Here is a 19261-nt window from a genome sequence, read left to right on the forward strand (position 1 = left end):
CAGTGAACCAACAGCTTATTGAATTTATCAGGGACATATACCGGACCAACGAGTTTATTCCCCTTCATGCGCCGACTTTCGCAGGTAATGAAAGGGACTATGTTCTGCAAACCATTGAAAGCACCTTTGTATCAAGCGTTGGTAAGTTTGTTGATCAGTTTGAACAACAAATACAGGCTTATACAGGCAGTACCAGAGCTGTCGCCACTGTCAATGGAACTGCCGCCTTACATGCAGCACTTTACTTGGCTGGTGTTAAGCACGGCGATCTTGTCTTGACTCAGGCATTGACATTTGTCGCCACCTGTAATGCACTCTACCACCTTGGAGCTCAACCCGTTTTTATTGATATTGAAAGGGCTTCACTTGGGCTGTGTCCAGAAGCAATGTCGGAGTGGTTAACAAGAAATGCTGAAATAGACGATAGTGGTCAATGTCGCCATAAAGCAAGCGGAGCAGTTATTAAAGCTGCCATGCCTATGCATACATTTGGCCACCCTGCAAAATTGGATGAATTGATTACAGTCTGTGAACAGTGGCATCTGGCTTTGATTGAAGACGCCGCCGAAAGCTTGGGCTCATTTTACAAAGGCCAACATACTGGTACATTTGGCCAATTTGGTGCGTTGAGTTTCAATGGAAACAAGGTAATCACCACGGGTGGTGGTGGCATGCTTTTATGCCGAAGTGAGGCAGAAGGTGAACATGCAAAGCATGTGACTACCACAGCCAAACGTCCACATCCATACGAATTTTTCCACGACGAACCAGGTTTCAACTACCGGTTGCCAAATATAAATGCAGCACTTGGCTGTGCTCAGCTAGAAGTGCTACCTGCAATGCTTGCAAATAAACGTCAGCTGGCAACTCACTACGCCAGATTCTTCTGTAATAGCGATTATGTCTTTGTGGAAGAACCTGACTACGCTAGTTCAAATTATTGGCTTAATGCTCTTATTTGCCCAGAAAAGAGAAGTCGAGATGAATTACTGAAAGCAACCAATGATCAAGGCGTGATGACCCGACCAGTATGGACGTTAATGCACCGCTTACCAATGTTTACAGAAGCCTTGCGTGGAGACCTTACCAACTCTGAATGGTTAGAAGCACGCCTGGTTAATCTGCCAAGTTCACCAACGGAAACATTCAATGCGTAAGATTGCGATATTTACCGGCACGCGAGCTGAGTACGGCCTGCTTTACTGGGTAATCAATGGGATTCATGAATCAAGCCAGGCAGAGCTGCAGCTTTTAGTTGGCGGAATGCACCTTTCGCCTGAGTTTGGCTACACCATAGATCGAATAGAGCAAGATGGTTTTCCTATAGCAGAGCGCATGGAATTCTTACTTTCTTCAGATTCACCTGTTGGACTCACCAAATCCATGGGGCTTGCCCTGATAAGTGCCTCAGAAGCGTTACAACGTCAAAAGCCAGACTTATTGGTCATCTTGGGTGATAGGTTTGAAGCACTGGCAATTGCCCAGGCTGCTATGGTGGCAAGGGTGCCTGTTGCCCACCTGCACGGTGGGGAAACAACAGAAGGTGCCATTGATGAAGCATTCCGACATGCCATTACAAAGATGGCTCATCTGCATTTCACATCGACAGAAGCATACCGTCAGAGAGTCATTCAACTTGGAGAAAACCCGGAAAACGTTTTTAACTACGGTGCCCCCGGAATTGACAACATAATACGCCTACCACTACTGAATAGAGAAGAGCTATCCAAAGCTATCGGAATTGAAATAGATTCCCGCTTTTTTCTGGTAACGTATCACCCGGTTACTCTAACCAGTGATGGAGCTATATCATCGCTTTCAAATTTATTAGCGGTACTTGATAGATACCCTGAGCATCAACTAATTATCACTTACCCCAATGCTGACACCCACGGAAGAAAACTTATTGAGCTTCTTGAGGCATACAAAAGAGATAATCCGGAAAGGGTGCAACTAGTGCAATCCTTAGGGCAATTGCGTTACCTAAGTGCAATGAAATTTTGTGATGCGGTAATTGGTAACTCTTCTAGTGGCCTTATTGAAACCCCAACTTTCGGCACCCCTACATTAAATATCGGTGATCGACAAAAAGGCCGTATATTTGGCAATACAGTTATTAACTGTGGTGATAGTGAAAATGAAATTGAGTCGGGCATGAAGAAAATAATGAACCCCGACTTCCGACAAGAATGCAAAAAATCACACAACCCATACGGAAAAGGGGATTCATCAGAGAAAATTCTTGAAACTATTATTAATCATCCTCTGGAAAATCTTATTAAAAAGACTTTTTTTGACCTTGAGATAAAATATTAATTTACTGTTAATGGCTTCTTATTATCAGTAATTTTGTACTGTTTGCTAAGCCATAAAAATGAAGGAATTACAGTGAGTATCAAGATCATCGCCGAAGCAGGCGTCAACCATAATGGTAGTGCCGAACTGGCATTCCAATTGATAGACAAAGCCTGCGAAGCTGGTGCCGACATCGTCAAATTCCAAACCTTCAAAGCAAAACACCTTGTAACAAAAGCGGCTCGACAGGCGGAATACCAAACACAAAACACAGGAATTGAAGAAACACAGTTTAGTATGCTCAGCCGCTTAGAGTTAGATTTTGACACCCATAAAGAACTGATTGGCTATTGTAAAAAACGAGATATTGAGTTTTTATCAACAGCTTTCGATATTGAAAGCTTAAGCTTCCTCGTCAATGATCTCAATCTAACAACCCTGAAAATCCCATCTGGTGAATTAACGAATGCCCCTTTTGTTCTTGAGCATGCAAGAACAGGCTGCAATATGATTCTATCAACCGGCATGGCAACATTGGCAGAAGTCGAAAAAGCACTTGGTGTAATAGCGTTTGGGCTGACAGCTTCATTGGATGAGGCACCATCAGAAGCCAGATTTGAAGAGGCATATGCAAGTATGGATGGACGCAATGCCTTGCTGCAAAAGGTTACGTTGCTTCACTGTACAACAGATTATCCCGCACCTTTTGAAGAAATTAATTTGCATGCTATGCAAACGATGGAGGCTTCGTTTGGTTTACCTACAGGGTATTCCGACCACAGTGAAGGTATCCCAATCCCAATAGCAGCAGCAGCTCTTGGTGCAAAGATCATAGAAAAGCACTTTACTCTTGATAAAAATATGGAGGGGCCTGATCACAAAGCATCACTTGAGCCAGACGAACTAAAAGCTATGATTTCAGGAATTAGAAAAGTTGAATCAGCGCTTGGGAATGGTATTAAAGTAGTCCAGCCGTCTGAAGCAAAGAACAAGAGTGTTGCAAGAAAGAGTCTTGTCGCGCTGACTAATATCAAAAAAGGGGAACTCTTTACCATATCAAACTTGGGGATAAAAAGGCCTGGTAATGGAAGAAGTCCATATGACTACTGGGATTTTTTAGGAACAAGCGCAGAAGTAAATTTTGATGAAGGTGATTTAATTCAATGAGAATTGGTTATTTTGCAGATGGACCATGGTCACATAAAGCACTAGAATTGATTGTGAATTCAGATGAGCTTGAAATTGTTTTTATAGTACCTCGTTTTGATACTAGAGATCCCATCTTGCAAGAATGGGCGACGAAGCTAAAGATACCATTCATCATAGAACAAAATGTTAATTCGGATGGCTTTATAGAGAAGATAGAAAAGTACACTCCAGATCTTCTGGTATCCATGTCATTCAATCAGATCCTTAGAGAAAGAATCATTAACTTTGCACCAAAAGGCTTTATAAATTGTCATGCAGGTGCTTTACCTTATTACAGAGGACGAAACCCTTTAAATTGGGTTTTAATTAATGGGGAAAAAAGTTTTGGAATCACTGTTCACTATGTAGACAAGGGAATTGATACTGGAGATATCATAGATCAGAAAATATTCCCTATAAGCAACAAAGATAACTATAAGACTCTTCTTGAAACAGCGATTACACAATGTGGATATGTACTGCATTCCGCTATTATGAAGATTTTTTCAAATAAGGTTAAAATAAAAAAACAGTCAGATATTCATCCTGTAGGCACATATTTTGGGATGAGAAAAGTTGGAGATGAAGTGTTAGATTTTCGCTGGGAATCAGCAAGAGTATTTAACTTTATAAGGGCAATTTCAACACCAGGACCTTGTGCAAGAATCTATTCAGAGAACGAAGAGTACGCAATTGAAAGTGCAACCATGATTGATAATGCTCCTAACTATATAGCAACAATTGGTGAAGTTGTTGGTAGGTCTACTAATGGAGTGGTGATTAAAACTGGGGATAGCACCATCCTGATAAATGAGGTAAGAAAAGTATTATACGGAGTCCTTCAAGAAATAATGGTGCCTGAATTTAAAATAGGTACTCGATTCAAAGTGTAATAGTTTTTTTTAATATTACGCACCATTATTAATTACACAAGTTAAATCCTTGGATCAAATGATGTCGGAATGGAAGAAAGTAATAACTGGAACACAAACCAGCATCCGTGAAGCAATGCAAGTCATTGAGGAGGGAGCTTTACGGATATGCCTGGTTTGTGACCAAAATCAGTTCTTATTAGGTACGGTGTCTGATGGTGACATTCGTCGGGGTTTACTGGGTCATATTAATATGGAGGACCCAGTTACTTTGGTTATGAACGATCAGCCACATACAGCAATGGACAGTGATAGTAGAGAACATTGCTTGGCTGTAATGGACCAATTAAGCATTCTAGCTTTACCGCTTGTTGATTCTGCTGGTAAATTAGTCGGGCTAGAAACGCTGCATGATGCTATTCACCGTCCTGAGTTTGATAATCCTGTTTTTATAATGGCTGGAGGGTTTGGAACTCGACTACAACCTTTAACTGACAACTGCCCAAAACCAATGCTCAAAGTTGGTGATAAACCCATGTTAGAGCATTTAATTAATCGGTTCATGGATCTTGGCTTTTCAAATTTTTATATTTCAACACACTACCTGCCACATGTGATTAGAGATCATTTTAGTGACGGCAGCCAACTTGGGGTTCGTATTACCTACATACATGAAGAAGAACCACTAGGCACAGGAGGAGCACTAGGCCTGCTACCTCATGATGTAATTGAACTCCCTTTGATTATGATGAATGGTGATGTTCTCACCAACCTGGATTTCACCAAAATGCTACAGCACCATTTAGATAGTGACTGTGATGCAACGATGTGTGTTCGTGAATATGGGTATCAAGTACCATTTGGAGTAGTAGAAAGCAAAAATGATTTAATCACCACGATGAAAGAGAAGCCGCTCTATCAGTACCACGTAAATGCAGGTATATATATTTTGAGCAGTGATCTCATAAAATCTATAAAAAAGGGCTCAAGAATAGATATGCCTACTGTTCTTGAACACCGGATAAATCAAAGTTTTAAGGTAGGTGTATATACCAGTCATGATTACTGGTTAGACATTGGTCGTAACGCTGATTACCAGCGTGCACAAATAGATGTAAAAGATATTTTTTGAATACCATTATGAAAAAAATTGCTGTTATCGGACTGGGTAACATTTCTGAAAGACACAGAGGTAATTTAAGACGTATCTTTCCAGATGCTAAAATTTACTCAATGTCTGCAAGCGGTAGGAATCCGACGTCAAATGTCAGTAATTGTGATTTCTTAATACCAAACATTGAAACTTTGGTAAAAGAAAACGTTGATATGGCGATAGTGGCATCACCTGCAACATATCACGCTGAACACTCTATTCCGCTTATAAAAGCTGGAATCCCTATTCTGATAGAAAAACCCTTAGCTGCAAGTATTGAAGACGCTGAGAAGATATTAAAAATTAGTAGAGATTACATTACTCCTGTTGCCGTTGGGTATTGCCTTAGATACCTACCTTCTGCGCAGCGAGTTAAAGAAATAATAGAGGCGCAAGAACTCGGTGAGCTATACAATGTGTTTATTGATGTTGGTCAATATTTACCAGATTGGCGCCCGACAAAAAACTATCAGGAGAGTGTGTCTGCAAGTGTCGAACTCGGTGGCGGAGCTCTTCTGGAGTTAAGCCATGAATTGGATTATGCGCAATGGATTCTTGGCAATTTAACCCCTAAAAATTCCATCTTACGCTCATCAGAAGAACTCAGCTTGAAAGTAGAAGATCTCGCTGATATTTGTGCAATTACAGAGAATGGAGCTGTAGTTAATATCCATTTGGATTTTTTGCAAAGAAATACTCATAGAAAATGTAGTTTTGTCGGTAGCAAAGGCAGACTGGAATGGAATCTTATAAAAAACAAAATATGTTTTTTTGATAAAAAAGGAATGAAGGTATTGTACAGTGATTCAAACTGGGATAAGAATCAAATGTACATTAACATGATTAATGACTTTGTTAACAAGATAGAATCGAAAAATAATAGATGTATTAATCTTGAAAATGCAGTGAACACCGTAAGATTAATAGATTGTATAAAGTCCATAACTAATCAGTGATGAAGTAAAAATTGTGAAGAACCATGCATTTATATTTGCTCGAGGTGGCTCAAAGGGCTTGCCTGGGAAAAATATTAAGTCATTAGCTGGTAAGCCATTAATACAATACTCAATTGACTCTGCGCTAGCCTGCACATCTATAGATAAGGTTTTTGTATCTACCGATGATAAAAGGATAGCTGATATTGCTCAACAAGGAGGAGCTATCGTGATAGATAGGCCTGCTGAGTTAGCAACGGACACAAGTCCTGAGTGGTTGTCTTGGAGACATGCCATAGAATGGGTAGAAGCTCACTATGGTTCTTTTGAAGGTTTTGTCAGTTTACCTGCTACTAGCCCTCTTCGAAGTAAAGAAGATATTCAAAGTGCAATCGATAAACTCAAAGATCAGGAAGCAGATATTTGTATATCAGTAACTCCTGCTAACCGTAGTCCTTATTTCAATATGGTTAAAATAAATGTTAACGGTTTTGCAGAGCTGGTTAACAGACCAGAGGTGGTTGTATCTCGTCGACAAGATGCACCTGAAGTTTTTGATATGACAACAGTCGTCTATGTTTCAACTCCAGATTTTATACGAAGTAATTTGAGTATTTTTTCTGGAAAAGTCACCTATATAGAAGTACCAAAATCCCGTGCTATAGACATTGATGATATTTACGATTTCAAATTGGCTGAGTCGATTATTCAAGGGTGATTAAAAATGGAAAAATTACTAGAAAACAAACAGATTTTAATTGCTGGAGCTGGTGGTTTACTGGGAAGTCAGTTAATTGCTGATTCACTTGCGCAAGGTGCTAAGGTAATTGCCGCTGATATTAACCTTGAACAAATGAAGAAGAAGCTAAAATCTTTAGATGTAAATATTGAAAGACAAGAGCTAAAACTTGCTTGCCTGGACGTAACTGATGAAAGAAGTGTAGTTGATATTTTTTCTAAAATTGAAGAACTTGATGGTGCAGTTAATACTACTTATCCACGTAATAAAACTTATGGAGCCCACTTTTTCGATGTCTCGTTAGCTAGTTTTAATGAGAATTTAGCTTTACACTTAGGAAGTACCTTTTTATTTTCCCAGCAATCTGCTGCATACTTTAATAAAAATAAAAAGCCATTTTCACTTGTAAACATTTCGTCGATCTATGGAGTTGTAGCACCAAAATTCGAAATTTATCAGGGTACAAACATGTCTACACCAGTAGAGTATGCTGCAATTAAGTCCGCAATTATTCATTTGAATAAGTATGTTGCTGCTTATGTTAATGACAGTCGATTTAGAGTAAATAGTGTTAGTCCTGGTGGGCTTTTTGATCATCAGCCTGAGTCTTTTTTAAAAGCATATAAAAAAAACACACATGGCCAAGGTATGCTCACTGCTAAAGATGTGATTGGTTCAATTTTATTTCTTCTGTCAGATCAGTCTAAATATGTGACTGGGAATAACTTGATTATTGATGACGGTTTTACTCTCTAGGATTAACATGAAGAAGATATTATACCTAGACAATAACAATAATTTTTATTTGAATTTAAAACTAGCAAAAGCATCTAAGCATAGATGGATGTTTGTTGTGTTTGACAAATCAAAGAAACAGATTTTAGAAAAGGAGAAACTAGAAACGTCATGTTATCAATGCAATGTTCCATCTTATGGAAATCGAAATACTGGTCAATTAAATATAACAAATCATGACATAAGAAGCGCAATAAAAAATGATCGAATCTTGAAAAGATTACCTTTCTTTCTAGCGAAAAGAATTGCGCTTAGTCATGTCAATTTTGTTTTGGATAGTGTAGATATTTTCAAACCTGATTTAGTGATTGGTGAAGTAAGTTGGGCGAATGAATATTTAGTTTACAAAGAACTATGTCATAGAGGTGTGAAATATCGGCATTTATTAAATTTACCCCTAGATGAGAACTATATTGTTTCATTCGATTCTGAACATAGTTTCTCATCTTTAAAAGAAGCTGAAGGATTAAGCGGTGAGCGATACGGCGAAAGAATAAATTATTATGATTTGTGTGAAGGTGTAAAAAAAAGGTATTCTAAATTAGGAAATATAAAGTTAGTTACCAAGAGGCTGTTTGATTTTTCATCACAAATTAATGACTATAGAATAAATCAGATTTACTGGAAAACTAGGCTAGTAATAAAATATATTTATATTATTTTTGATCAGGCTTTCAACAAACTATGTAAGAATATTGACTATATCCAAAGTACTGACAAGAAAATTATATACTTTTCTCTCCATATACAACCAGAAGCAACCCCTGACTTTGTCTCTATGAAGTTTTCTGATCAATTAAATTTAGCATCGCAAATTGCTTCTAGGTTGGCAACTGATGAAATATTAATAATCAAAGATCATCCAAACTCTATTTCCATTAGAAATATTTACAAGTTATTAGCTCTTTACCTCAAGCCAAACGTTATATTTATAAGGAGAAAAGCGAGTGCGAGTGAGCTAATAAACTTATCTTCGCTAGTTTGCAGTGTTGCTGGCACAGTTTCATTGGAGTCAATAAAAAAATCAAAGCCAGCGATAGTATTTTCAAATATATTTTATAATCAATCAAAATTCATAAGTTCAATAACTGAAATAAATGACTTCGTAAAAGAAAAGGAGTTTTTGTTGAGCTTAAAATGTGTTCATGATGATCTCTCCAATAACATTTGTTGCTATGGCGTAAAAGGCTTTATACATGACCCAAGTATATTCCCGGATGTACTTTTAGAAAAGAACATAAATGCTATTAATGAGTTAATCAATGCAATTATTGAAAAATAATGAATACATGGCATGCATTCTCCTTAGAGTTTCTTCGATATTTTCTAAATTTTTATTGATATTCTTTTTAGCTAAACTTTTGGATCAATATTCTATTGGTATATACAGCCTGTTTGTAAGCCTCACAGCCTATTTTAGTTATTTTGTTGGAATTGAATATTATTCATTTGCAAACCGCCGATTAATAACAGCAAATAAGGAGGAAAAGGATAGAATAATTAAAGTACAACTGAATGTATATCTGATTAACTTTCTGATCACTTCCACCTTTGTAATTATACTCCAGATTTTCAATTTGATAAATTTCTACTCTATTTTATTGTTCATTCCAATGCTTTATTTTGAACATCTATCATTAGAGTTAACTAGAGTTTTAATAGCAAATGGTAAGCAGCTAGATGCATCAAAAGTGGTCTTTATTAAATCAGGGATGTGGATTTTCCCCCTGATATCTGTAGCCGTTTTTTTGCCCAATTCATATTTCACCATAGAGATAATATTGTCTACCTGGTTGTTATTTTCAATATATTCGGCTAGCTGGGCATTGAGAAAGCTGGACATTAACTATTTCCAATTAATAAGTTTAAAGTTTGGGTTAAACAACATTTACGGTTCATTTTTTGATAGTATCACTTTCCTGATCAGCACGGTCTGTTTACGATCAATATTTGTTTTCGATAAAGTTCTACTTGAAAGAAACGGCTTTGGTTATGAACTGGGTGTTTATGCATTTTATTTTACCGTTTCAAATACAATATTAACTTTTCTGGAAGTTGGTGTTTTTCAGTTTTTTTATCAAAAATTAATTAAACTAGCTGCTACTGATCCCCACTTACTTACTAAAGAACTGTTTAAGATGCTTGTATTAACGTTTGTATTATCATTGACTGGAAGTATTTTCATATTCTATTCCTTTAAATTATATTTGGCCGTTTTTTTTGGGGAAGGATATCTTGAAGATATTTATGTGTTAGCTTATTTGCTTATAATTAATATTCTTATTTGTTTAACATATTGCTTTCATTATTTTCTATATTCACTTAACAAAGATAAAACACTACTGTTCTCAAACTTTATTTCAATGATTGCTTTTTTTTATGCGGTAATAATGTTTGGTATCGATTTAAACAACATAATTTTGGCATTATTTGCCTCAGCCTTAATTTTACTTATGCTAAAAGCATTTTTTTCAATTATTTATATTTATTCAAACAAAACATAACACTATTGATTGTATCAACTGTATTGTTATCTTATCTTATCTTATCTTATTTTATTTAGATATATACCCAATTACAAGGCAGTCCATTTGAATTTAATGAATATTCATAATCATTACTCTAGCCTAGTGCGAAAAGTTAATGCAAAACTGCTTCTAGATCTGAGACTCAACTGATGTTTTTTGTACTTAATGACAATCAAATATTAAATAGTAAAGTGCAAATTAATTTGTTCTTATGGGTTGTGTTGTTAATTGCAGCCTGTGGCCTTGATAGATATTCGTTACAACTACCAATAGGTAGTTTCAGATTGTCATATGTTTTTTTTACTATTCCTTTTTTATATTTCTTCAGTAGGTTTACTTTCCCACGGACGGAATTCACTCTAATATGCGGATTATTTTTGTCAGTAATTTTATCAGCATTAGCAAGTGAAAATACTACAAGGTCTTTTGCATATTCCTTTTGGCTAATTTTTAACTATTTTCTCATATACTGTGTTTTTAGACACTTTGCAACTAGAACATCAGGTGAACTAGTTGCATATGCATATATATGGTCATTCAGAGTACAAATTTTACTTTCTGCATTTTTAGTCATTATTGGTGAACAAGAAAGAGCGCATTTATTTTATTATGAGCCATCATATTTTGCTTTGGCCTCAATACCCTACATTGTTATCATCCTATGGAACTATATCGAACAATCTGAAACGTCGAAGATCGACATATGTTTTCTTTTTGTTTTTTTATTTATTACTAAATCGGCCAACTTGATATTTATTATTTTGATTTCTCTAGGTTGTATTTTTATTTTTTTAAAAAAGGTTACTGTCAAAAACTTTCTATTCTTTACTTTCTTGTGCTTTATATTACTAATGGCAGCTTATCTATATTCACAATACAGTGATGATTTGATAGCATCGACAATTAAAAGTATCATTAATAGTTCAAACCCAATAGATGCTATTTTATACCGAACTGGGAATAGGTGGCCTAGGATGTTACTTACAGTCGATGTCACCAAATATAGCTTCCCTTTCGGAGTAGGCGCAGGAAATTTTGAGGCATTTAGTTTGAATTTCTTTGGTAGAGATTACTCTGGTGGTATACCTTGGTTAGAGCCTAGAGGTTATCCAGCAGTGAATATGTGGTTGGAGCTACTAGCTGAATTAGGTGTATTGGGCTTTGCTTTATTTTCTTATTTTGTTTTTCACCTTATAAGAAAATCAGATTCGCTTCTTCCAGAAAATAGATGGCTGTTAGTTTCATTAATTGTTTTTTGCATTGTAATGATCTTCGAATCAAATTATTTTAGATTGTACTTCTGGGGTTTTATGGGGTTGTTTTCTGGAATTTGTTCATCAGATAGTTATCGACAAAAAACACTGTAGCCATTTTTAAGTGCATAACAAAATGAAATCATATATTTTCCTGCTCACAGGCCGCGAAAGACTTGGTGGTGGTAGCCTGAAAAGTAAATGGTCATGTACTTAGTTTCATATTAATAATAATTTAATTCGATCACATAGTACTTAATACATTTTAAGCGTGTAGATTAGTTTATGTTATTTTGCTGATAAGATACAGTATATTGAAAACCAGATTTTCTGATTGAGAATTACACAAAAAGAGCTGCTAAATGCAATGAATTATTCAAATCTACTTTATGATGCCCGGTGGAATGCTGACCATGGTATAGGAAGATTTTCTAGAGAGATATCCAAATCAAAAACATGCAAAAGAATTAGCGATATTAAGGGTGACTTTGATGATATATTTTCCCCTTTAGATCCTTTGCTTTTATGGGCAAAAATCCTAAACCAAAAGAAAACCTTTATTTCCCCTTCGTATAATGTACCAGCATTTTCTTCTAAAAGGGCAATAATAACAATCCATGATTTAATGCATATTAGATTCTACAAATCTATCAAGAATAAATTGTATTACTCTTTATTAGTAAAAAAAGTGTGCCAGAACTCCCCTATAATATTCACGGTTTCTAATTATACAAAAAAAGAAATCTGTGAGTGGGCAAACATTGATTCTGATAAAGTTATAGTTATTTACAATGGTGTTGATGAACAATTCAATTATAAAGTATTACCTTTTATACATAGAAGACCATATTTGTTATATATTGGAAATAAAAAAAAACACAAAAATATTATTAGATTAATTACGGGGTATTCTAAATCAGAGGCAATTAAAAGTTATGACTTATTGATATCAGGTGAACCTGATCAAAAATTACGAAATCTTATTGAAAATTTATCAATTTCAGGGAAAGTGTTTTTTACTGGCTTTATTAAGGAAGAGCAACTTCCAGCTTATTATAAAGGAGCCCACGCTTTTCTAATGCCAAGTTTATATGAAGGTTTCGGCTTGCCGATTATTGAAGCCATGGCCGTTGGAACCCCGGTTTTAACATCCAATATTACAGCTATGCCCGAAATCGCAGGCGATGCTGCTTTATTAGTTAATCCCTATGATATTGATGATATTGCGCATGGCATTAACCGAATTTGTTTTGATCATGATTTAAGAAGAAAGCTAAGTAATGCTGGATTAGAGAGAGTTAAATTATTCAACTGGGATAAAACTCGTAAAATTTGGGATGATGCTTTAGAAAAATATATAGGCTTTGAGAAAAAATGAAGATAGCAATTATTCATTATTGGTTAGTAGGTGTTCGTGGCGGAGAGAAGGTTCTTGAAGCTATTTGTGAACTATATCCCAATACAGACATTTTCACTCATGTTTATGACAGTGATCATTTTATAGACAGCATTATTTATAAACATAATATCAATCAATCTTTAATTTCAAAACTACCGTTTGCTAAAAGAAATTATCAAAGCTATCTACCTTTAATGCCAATTGCACTTGAAGAGTTAGATTTACGAGGCTATGACCTAATAATATCAAGTGAATCAGGACCTGCAAAAGGCATTATCCCACCTCCAGGTGTCCCACATATATGTTATTGCCATTCTCCTATGCGCTATGCATGGGATATGTACCATGAATATAAAAGTAAGGCAGGTTTTTTAAAGCGCATGTTAATGCCGCCATTGATGCATTATCTACGCCGTTGGGATCAGGCAACGGCTGCACAAGTTACTCAGTTTATTGCCAACAGTAATTTTGTAGCTAAACGTATCAAAACATATTACAGTCGTGACTCCATAGTTATAAACCCACCTGTATCATTTGATGAATTTCAACTGTCTGAGTCCGATGGCGACTATTACTTATTACTCGGCCAGCTTGTTGGATACAAAAGAGCAGATTTGGCGGTTGAAGCATTCAATCTGTCTGCTAAAAAGCTTATTGTTATTGGTGATGGTGAACAACTTCATGACTTAAAAAAAAGTGCAAGAGCTAATGTTCAGATACTTGGTCGACAACCTTTTTCAGTAATAAAAGAGCATCTTTCTCAATGTAAAGCACTTATTTTCCCTGGTGTTGAGGATTTCGGTATCGTGCCACTTGAAGCAATGGCATCAGGCCGAGCTGTAATTGCTTTTAAAAAAGGTGGTGCTTTAGAAACAGTTGTGGATGGTCTTTCTGGACTATTTTTTGAGGAGCAGACAGCCCAATCCCTTAATAATGCTATTCTAAAATTTGAAACCAATGAGCATAAATTTAACAAAATAGAAATTAGAGAGCATGCTCGAAAATTTGATAAAGATCGTTTTAAAGAAGAATTTAAATCTTTAGTTGATAAAGTCATTAGAGAAACCATTTAATTTTAAAGAATATCTACATGAATGCAGCAGCTTTGTTCGGTGGTACAGGTTTTATCGGCTCATATCTGGCTCTTGATCTTTTAGATAAAGGCATAGTTGATAAAGTATATTTATTTGATTTACAACCTATATGTCTCGAGAGATTTGAACCATTCTTAAAGCAATATATTGAGCAAGGACAGGTTATCTATCAGTCATGTGATGTCCGCGATAGTATTAATACTCAAATTCCCAAGGTAGTGGAAAACATAACTCTTGCTGTTAATCTTGCAGCAATCCATCGTGAACCCGGCCATGAATGCCATGAATATTATGAAACTAACTTATTAGGTGCTGAAAATGTATGTTCCTGGGCTGATGAGATAAATTGCAAAAGTATTATTTTCACCAGTAGTATTGCCCCCTATGGCCCATCAGAAACTCCTAAGACTGAGGATTCAATTCCTGCTCCGGTATCTGCTTATGGTGGTTCTAAGTTAGCAGCAGAAAAGATTCACTTGGCATGGCAAAATAGTGATCCGGAAAATAAGCGACTTACAATTGTTCGCCCTGGAGTCGTCTTTGGTGCTGGTGAAGGGGGCAATGTTTCACGACTCATTAAAGCTGTACTTAAACGATATTTCTTTTATATGGGCAACAAACAAACCCGTAAAGCAGGTACCTATGTAAAAGAATTATGTAATGCCATGCTATGGGTCCATTATTCTCTCAAGACGAATAGCAGAGTCAGTTTATTCAATATGTCAATGAATCCTGGCCCATCTATGGAAGAGTATGTCACAACTATTTGTAAAGTTGCAGGTATAAAACGGTTTGTTCCATATGTGCCCTATTCACTGCTTTACCCTGCCTCATTCTTTGTAGAAGCAATTGCACGCTTATTTCGGGTTAATCAACCAATCAGCCCTGTTCGTATTAAAAAGTTAGTAAGAAGTAATAATATTCTTCCCCTATATCTTGAGAAGCATGGTTATCAGTACCAATATACATTAAAAACAGCACTTGAAGATTGGAAAAAACAGATGCCCAGTGAGTGGTAACTGTTAACTGCACCGATCTTATTCCCGCCTTCATCTTAACCTCAGAGTGTATAAACCTGACAGAGAGTCACACTGATCAGCTTTCATCCACTTTGTTCGCTTTGTGACTAACGAGAGTTTATGAACTTAATCCCCGTAATTATGTCAGGTGGCTCTGGCAGCCGCCTTTGGCCTCAGTCCCGTTCGTTGTACCCAAAGCAGTTTCTGCCTCTGGTTGATGAACAAACCATGTTGCAGAATACAGTGACCCGGTTGGATAGATTAGACTCTGTTTCTGCTCCAATGGTGATTGCCAATGAAGAGCACCGTTTCCTAGTAGCGGAGCAGTTCCGGCAGATGGGTCGACAAGCTTTAGCCATTATTCTGGAGCCTGTAGGCAGGAATACTGCACCTGCGGTTACTCTTGCAGCATTGAAAGCTAAGGCCGCTTCTGAAGAACAGGAGCCTCTGTTATTAGTTTTGGCTGCGGATCATGTGATTAAGGATATTGCTGCTTTTCATCAGGCGGTTGAAGCTGCGTTGCCTGCGGCCAGAGATGGCAAGTTGGTTACTTTCGGTATTGTGCCTACCCATCCGGAAACCGGTTATGGCTATATCAAGGCCGATAAAGAATTAATAGCCAATAGTCAGCAGGTTGCCCTTGTAGAAAATTTTGTGGAGAAGCCAGATCTGGAAACGGCTAAGGGCTATCTCGCTTCTGGTGACTATTATTGGAACTCTGGCATGTTTCTGTTTAAGGCCTCCCGCTACCTGGAAGAACTTAAGAAATTCAGACCCGATATTCTGGAAGCCTGTGAAAAGGCTATTGCGGTACAAAATGCCGATCTTGATTTTGTTCGACTGGATGAAGTAGCTTTTACCGCCTGCCCGGATGAATCCATTGATTATGCTGTGATGGAAAAAACCTCCGATGCGGTGGTGGTGCCACTGGATGCAGGCTGGTCCGATGTGGGTTCCTGGACCTCATTGGCAGATATCTGTGAAAAGGATGAGTCAGGTAACTCTGTTCAGGGTGATGTTCTGCTGCAGGATACCCGCAACACTTACGTGCGCAGTGAGAAAAAACTGATTGCCACTGTGGGTGTTGATGACTTGGTCATCACCGAAAGCGATGATGCCATTCTGGTTGCCCACAAGGATCGGGTGCAGGATGTTAAAAAGATTGTTGACCGGCTGAAAGCAGAAAACCGTACAGAGGTAAAACTGCATCGCAAAGTCTATCGCCCTTGGGGTGCCTACGACTCCATTGATATGGGCGAACGCTTCCAGGTAAAGCGCATTACCGTTAAGCCTGGAGCACAGCTCTCATTACAGATGCACCATCACCGCGCGGAACACTGGATTGTGGTTAAAGGCACCGCAGTGGTCACCAATGGTGATCAGGAAATTCTGCTGACCGAGAACCAGTCCACCTATATCCCCATTGGCGTGGTGCATCGGCTGGAAAACCCTGGCAAATTCGACCTTGAGCTGATTGAGGTACAGAGCGGTGGTTATCTGGGTGAGGATGATATTGTCCGGTTTGAAGATACCTATGGAAGAACTTGATCAGCAGCAAACATTCCCGCCAGCCACTCAACCTGTTTTTAGAAACCCTTATGAATATACTGCCCTGCTTCAAGGCCTATGATATCCGTGGCCGTATGCCCGATGAATTGAATGAAGATATTGCCTGGCGGATTGGCCGGGCGACGGCGGCATTCTTAAATACCAGTTCGCAACACAAAACCATGGTGGTGGGTGGTGATATTCGTCTTTCTACACCAGAACTGAAAACAGCCTTGAGCGATGGGTTGCGTGCCGGTGGTGTGGAGGTGATTGATATTGGCCTGTGTGGTACTGAAGAGGTTTATTTTGCCACTTCGCACCTGAAGGCGGATGGCGGCATTATGGTGACTGCCAGCCATAACCCGAAAGACTACAACGGTATGAAGCTGGTACGGGAAGAAAGCAAGCCGATTTCCGGGGATACCGGGCTGCGGGAGATCCAACGGCTGGCTGAAGAAGTGTTTGTGGAACCGAACAGAATAGGCTCTCCAGATATCCCATTTGGCTCTTATCGCAAGATCAGCAACCTTGCCCCTTATGTGGAGCATATTCTGGGGTATATCAAATCGGATGAGTTGAAGCCTCTGAAACTGGTGGTGAATGCTGGTAATGGGGCTGCCGGGCATGTAATTGATGCCATTGAGGAACGGTTTAAAGCGACCGGTGTGCCGGTGCAGTTTGTGAAGATTCACCATGAACCGGATGGTAACTTTCCCCATGGGATTCCTAATCCGCTGTTACACGATTGTCGGCAGGCAACTGTGGATGCGGTGCTGGAGCACAAGGCGGATATTGGCATAGCTTGGGATGGGGATTTTGACCGCTGCTTTCTGTTTGATGAGAAAGGCCAGTTTATTGAAGGGTATTATATTGTCGGGCTGCTGGGCCAGGCGTTTCTGGCTCATTATCCTGGTGCGAAGATTATCCATGATCCTCGCTTAACCTGGAACACCATTGATCAGGTCTCTGCAGCTGGCGGTGTGCCGGTGCTGTGCAAAACCGGACACGCCTTTATAAAGGAACGGATGCGGGAAGAGGATGCAGTCTATGGTGGTGAGATGAGTGCCCACCATTATTTCCGTGACTTTGCCTACTGTGACTCCGGGATGATTCCGTGGCTGCTGGTAACTGAGTTAATGTCCCATAAGGGGAAGAAGCTTTCTGAACTGGTGGCTGAACGCATTGCTTTGTTCCCATCCTCTGGCGAGATTAACAGCACATTGGATAATCCACAGGCGGCTATCGACCGGATTCTGGCAATTTATGAAAAGGATGCGGTGGCTGTGGACCATACCGATGGTATCTCACTGGATATGGGTGAGTGGCGTTTTAACCTGCGACTTTCTAATACGGAGCCGGTAATTCGTTTGAACGTGGAGAGTCGGGGGGATGTGGCTCTGATGGAGGAAAAAACCGCTGAGCTACTGGGGCTTATCAGGGAGTGACTGTTTTTGGTACGAATTTTAGCGGTTAGCTGGCTGGCCTTTCTGGTGATTCTTTCGGCCAGCAAAAGCCTCGGTTATGGCCACTGGGCCTGGGGCAGTATTGAGCGTTTTTTGGGCGGCAATTTGCAGATGCATTTTGTGATGGCCTTTATTCTTTCTGTGCTGGCTCATCTGGCTTGCTCAGGGTTCTGGCACCGGGGCTGGTTATTATTACTGCTGATTACTGGCTGCGCTCTGGATGAAAGTTTGCAAGCCGTGCTGCCCCTACGTAATTTTAACCCGCTGGATTTTCTGGTGACCTGCGCCGGATTATTGCTGGCGGCTTTGCCTTTTCTTGTTTCACAATGGCGCAGGCAAATTGCCTAACCGTTCTTTGATGTTTCTGGTATAGAAAATAAATGCCTACCTCATTGTTATCTGGCCGATCCCGGCTGCCTCTTTTTTTACTGGTCATTATGGATGTGGCCATTGCCTTTGGCTGTGCGGAGCTATCCGAATGGGTGCGTTTTGGTAACCATGCTACCCACTATCTGAATGTGATGTATATGCAGGCGCTTCTGGTGGTGGTGTTTTCGTTTTTGTGTGATGTGTATGCCCCCTGGCGTGGGCGACGGATCAGTGAGCGATTGACCAAGGTGGCCATTGCCTGGGCATTGTCGTTTACGGCGCTGATCGCTTTTATGGTGATGACCAAGACCACCGAGCGCTATTCCCGTATCTGGCTGTTTACCTGGATAGGACTGACCATCCCCATGACATTGGTGATCCGGTTCACTCTTTATCGAATGCTGATGCGGTTTCGTAGCCGTGGGCGCAATACCCGCCATATACTGGTTATTGGCGATGGCCGTAATTTTGAGGCCCTGCGGGAATACTTCTCCAAAGATAATGCCTATGGTTATCGGTTGCAGCATATTATCGAGCACCGTACTGATGAGCAGGCACTGGCAGAACTGGAGCAGTACCTGGCCAGAAAAGAGGCCTTTGATGAGTGTTGG

The 19261-nt window shown here is 38.9% G+C and carries 18 protein-coding genes; all 18 read left to right on the forward strand.

The window, feature by feature from the left end:
* The first annotated feature begins 2 nt into the window (after window positions 1-2).
* A complete protein-coding gene (locus CX664_RS17445; protein WP_101747975.1) occupies window positions 3-1157 on the forward strand; it encodes a LegC family aminotransferase in 1155 nt (384 codons plus the stop codon).
* Window positions 1150-2316 carry a UDP-N-acetylglucosamine 2-epimerase gene (neuC, locus tag CX664_RS17450; RefSeq protein ID WP_101747976.1) on the forward strand — a complete coding sequence of 389 codons (1167 nt, stop codon included), beginning with the start codon at window positions 1150-1152 and terminating at the stop codon, window positions 2314-2316. The genes CX664_RS17445 and neuC overlap by 8 nt, the downstream gene beginning before the upstream one ends.
* Window positions 2317-2388: 72 nt before the next feature.
* On the forward strand, window positions 2389-3462 hold the full coding sequence (gene neuB, locus CX664_RS17455; protein WP_241693422.1) for an N-acetylneuraminate synthase: 1074 nt from the start codon (window positions 2389-2391) through the stop codon (window positions 3460-3462).
* Window positions 3459-4376, forward strand: coding sequence for a methionyl-tRNA formyltransferase (locus CX664_RS17460; RefSeq protein ID WP_101747977.1), 918 nt, complete (start codon window positions 3459-3461; stop codon window positions 4374-4376). The genes neuB and CX664_RS17460 overlap by 4 nt, the downstream gene beginning before the upstream one ends.
* A gap of 58 nt (window positions 4377-4434) precedes the next feature.
* Window positions 4435-5487 carry a nucleotidyltransferase family protein gene (locus CX664_RS17465; protein ID WP_101747978.1) on the forward strand — a complete coding sequence of 351 codons (1053 nt, stop codon included), beginning with the start codon at window positions 4435-4437 and terminating at the stop codon, window positions 5485-5487.
* An 8-nt stretch (window positions 5488-5495) separates the two neighbouring features.
* Window positions 5496-6464 carry a Gfo/Idh/MocA family protein gene (locus CX664_RS17470; protein WP_101747990.1) on the forward strand — a complete coding sequence of 323 codons (969 nt, stop codon included), beginning with the start codon at window positions 5496-5498 and terminating at the stop codon, window positions 6462-6464.
* A gap of 13 nt (window positions 6465-6477) precedes the next feature.
* Entirely contained in the window at window positions 6478-7161 is a 684-nt protein-coding gene (locus tag CX664_RS17475) for an acylneuraminate cytidylyltransferase family protein (protein WP_101747979.1), read from the forward strand.
* A 6-nt stretch (window positions 7162-7167) separates the two neighbouring features.
* Window positions 7168-7938 carry an oxidoreductase gene (locus CX664_RS17480; RefSeq protein ID WP_101747980.1) on the forward strand — a complete coding sequence of 257 codons (771 nt, stop codon included), beginning with the start codon at window positions 7168-7170 and terminating at the stop codon, window positions 7936-7938.
* Between the two features lie 7 nt (window positions 7939-7945).
* Entirely contained in the window at window positions 7946-9259 is a 1314-nt protein-coding gene (locus tag CX664_RS17485) for a hypothetical protein (RefSeq protein WP_146000105.1), read from the forward strand.
* Window positions 9240-10481: an MATE family efflux transporter gene (locus CX664_RS17490; protein WP_101747982.1), complete on the forward strand. Its 1242-nt coding sequence runs from the start codon at window positions 9240-9242 to the stop codon at window positions 10479-10481. Before CX664_RS17485 ends, CX664_RS17490 begins: the two co-directional genes overlap by 20 nt.
* 173 nt (window positions 10482-10654) lie before the next feature.
* A complete protein-coding gene (locus tag CX664_RS17495; RefSeq protein ID WP_101747983.1) occupies window positions 10655-11872 on the forward strand; it encodes an O-antigen ligase family protein in 1218 nt (405 codons plus the stop codon).
* A gap of 253 nt (window positions 11873-12125) precedes the next feature.
* On the forward strand, window positions 12126-13136 hold the full coding sequence (locus CX664_RS17500) for a glycosyltransferase family 4 protein (RefSeq protein WP_163387930.1): 1011 nt from the start codon (window positions 12126-12128) through the stop codon (window positions 13134-13136).
* Entirely contained in the window at window positions 13133-14230 is a 1098-nt protein-coding gene (locus CX664_RS17505) for a glycosyltransferase (protein ID WP_101747985.1), read from the forward strand. The genes CX664_RS17500 and CX664_RS17505 overlap by 4 nt, the downstream gene beginning before the upstream one ends.
* Window positions 14231-14247: 17 nt before the next feature.
* On the forward strand, window positions 14248-15270 hold the full coding sequence (locus tag CX664_RS17510; RefSeq protein WP_101747986.1) for an NAD-dependent epimerase/dehydratase family protein: 1023 nt from the start codon (window positions 14248-14250) through the stop codon (window positions 15268-15270).
* Between the two features lie 120 nt (window positions 15271-15390).
* On the forward strand, window positions 15391-16818 hold the full coding sequence (locus CX664_RS17515; protein WP_146000106.1) for a mannose-1-phosphate guanylyltransferase/mannose-6-phosphate isomerase: 1428 nt from the start codon (window positions 15391-15393) through the stop codon (window positions 16816-16818).
* 50 nt (window positions 16819-16868) lie between these two features.
* A complete protein-coding gene (locus CX664_RS17520) occupies window positions 16869-18263 on the forward strand; it encodes a phosphohexomutase domain-containing protein (protein ID WP_101747991.1) in 1395 nt (464 codons plus the stop codon).
* Window positions 18264-18269: 6 nt separating this feature from the next.
* Window positions 18270-18629, forward strand: a complete 360-nt coding sequence (locus CX664_RS17525) for a VanZ family protein (RefSeq protein WP_101747988.1) — start codon at window positions 18270-18272, stop codon at window positions 18627-18629.
* Between the two features lie 32 nt (window positions 18630-18661).
* On the forward strand, window positions 18662-19261 hold a 600-nt coding region (locus CX664_RS17530), incomplete at its 3' end, for a Rossmann-fold NAD(P)-binding domain-containing protein (RefSeq protein WP_219622223.1).

Source organism: Endozoicomonas acroporae (assembly GCF_002864045.1).
GTDB classification, from domain to species: Bacteria; Pseudomonadota; Gammaproteobacteria; order Pseudomonadales; family Endozoicomonadaceae; genus Endozoicomonas; species Endozoicomonas acroporae.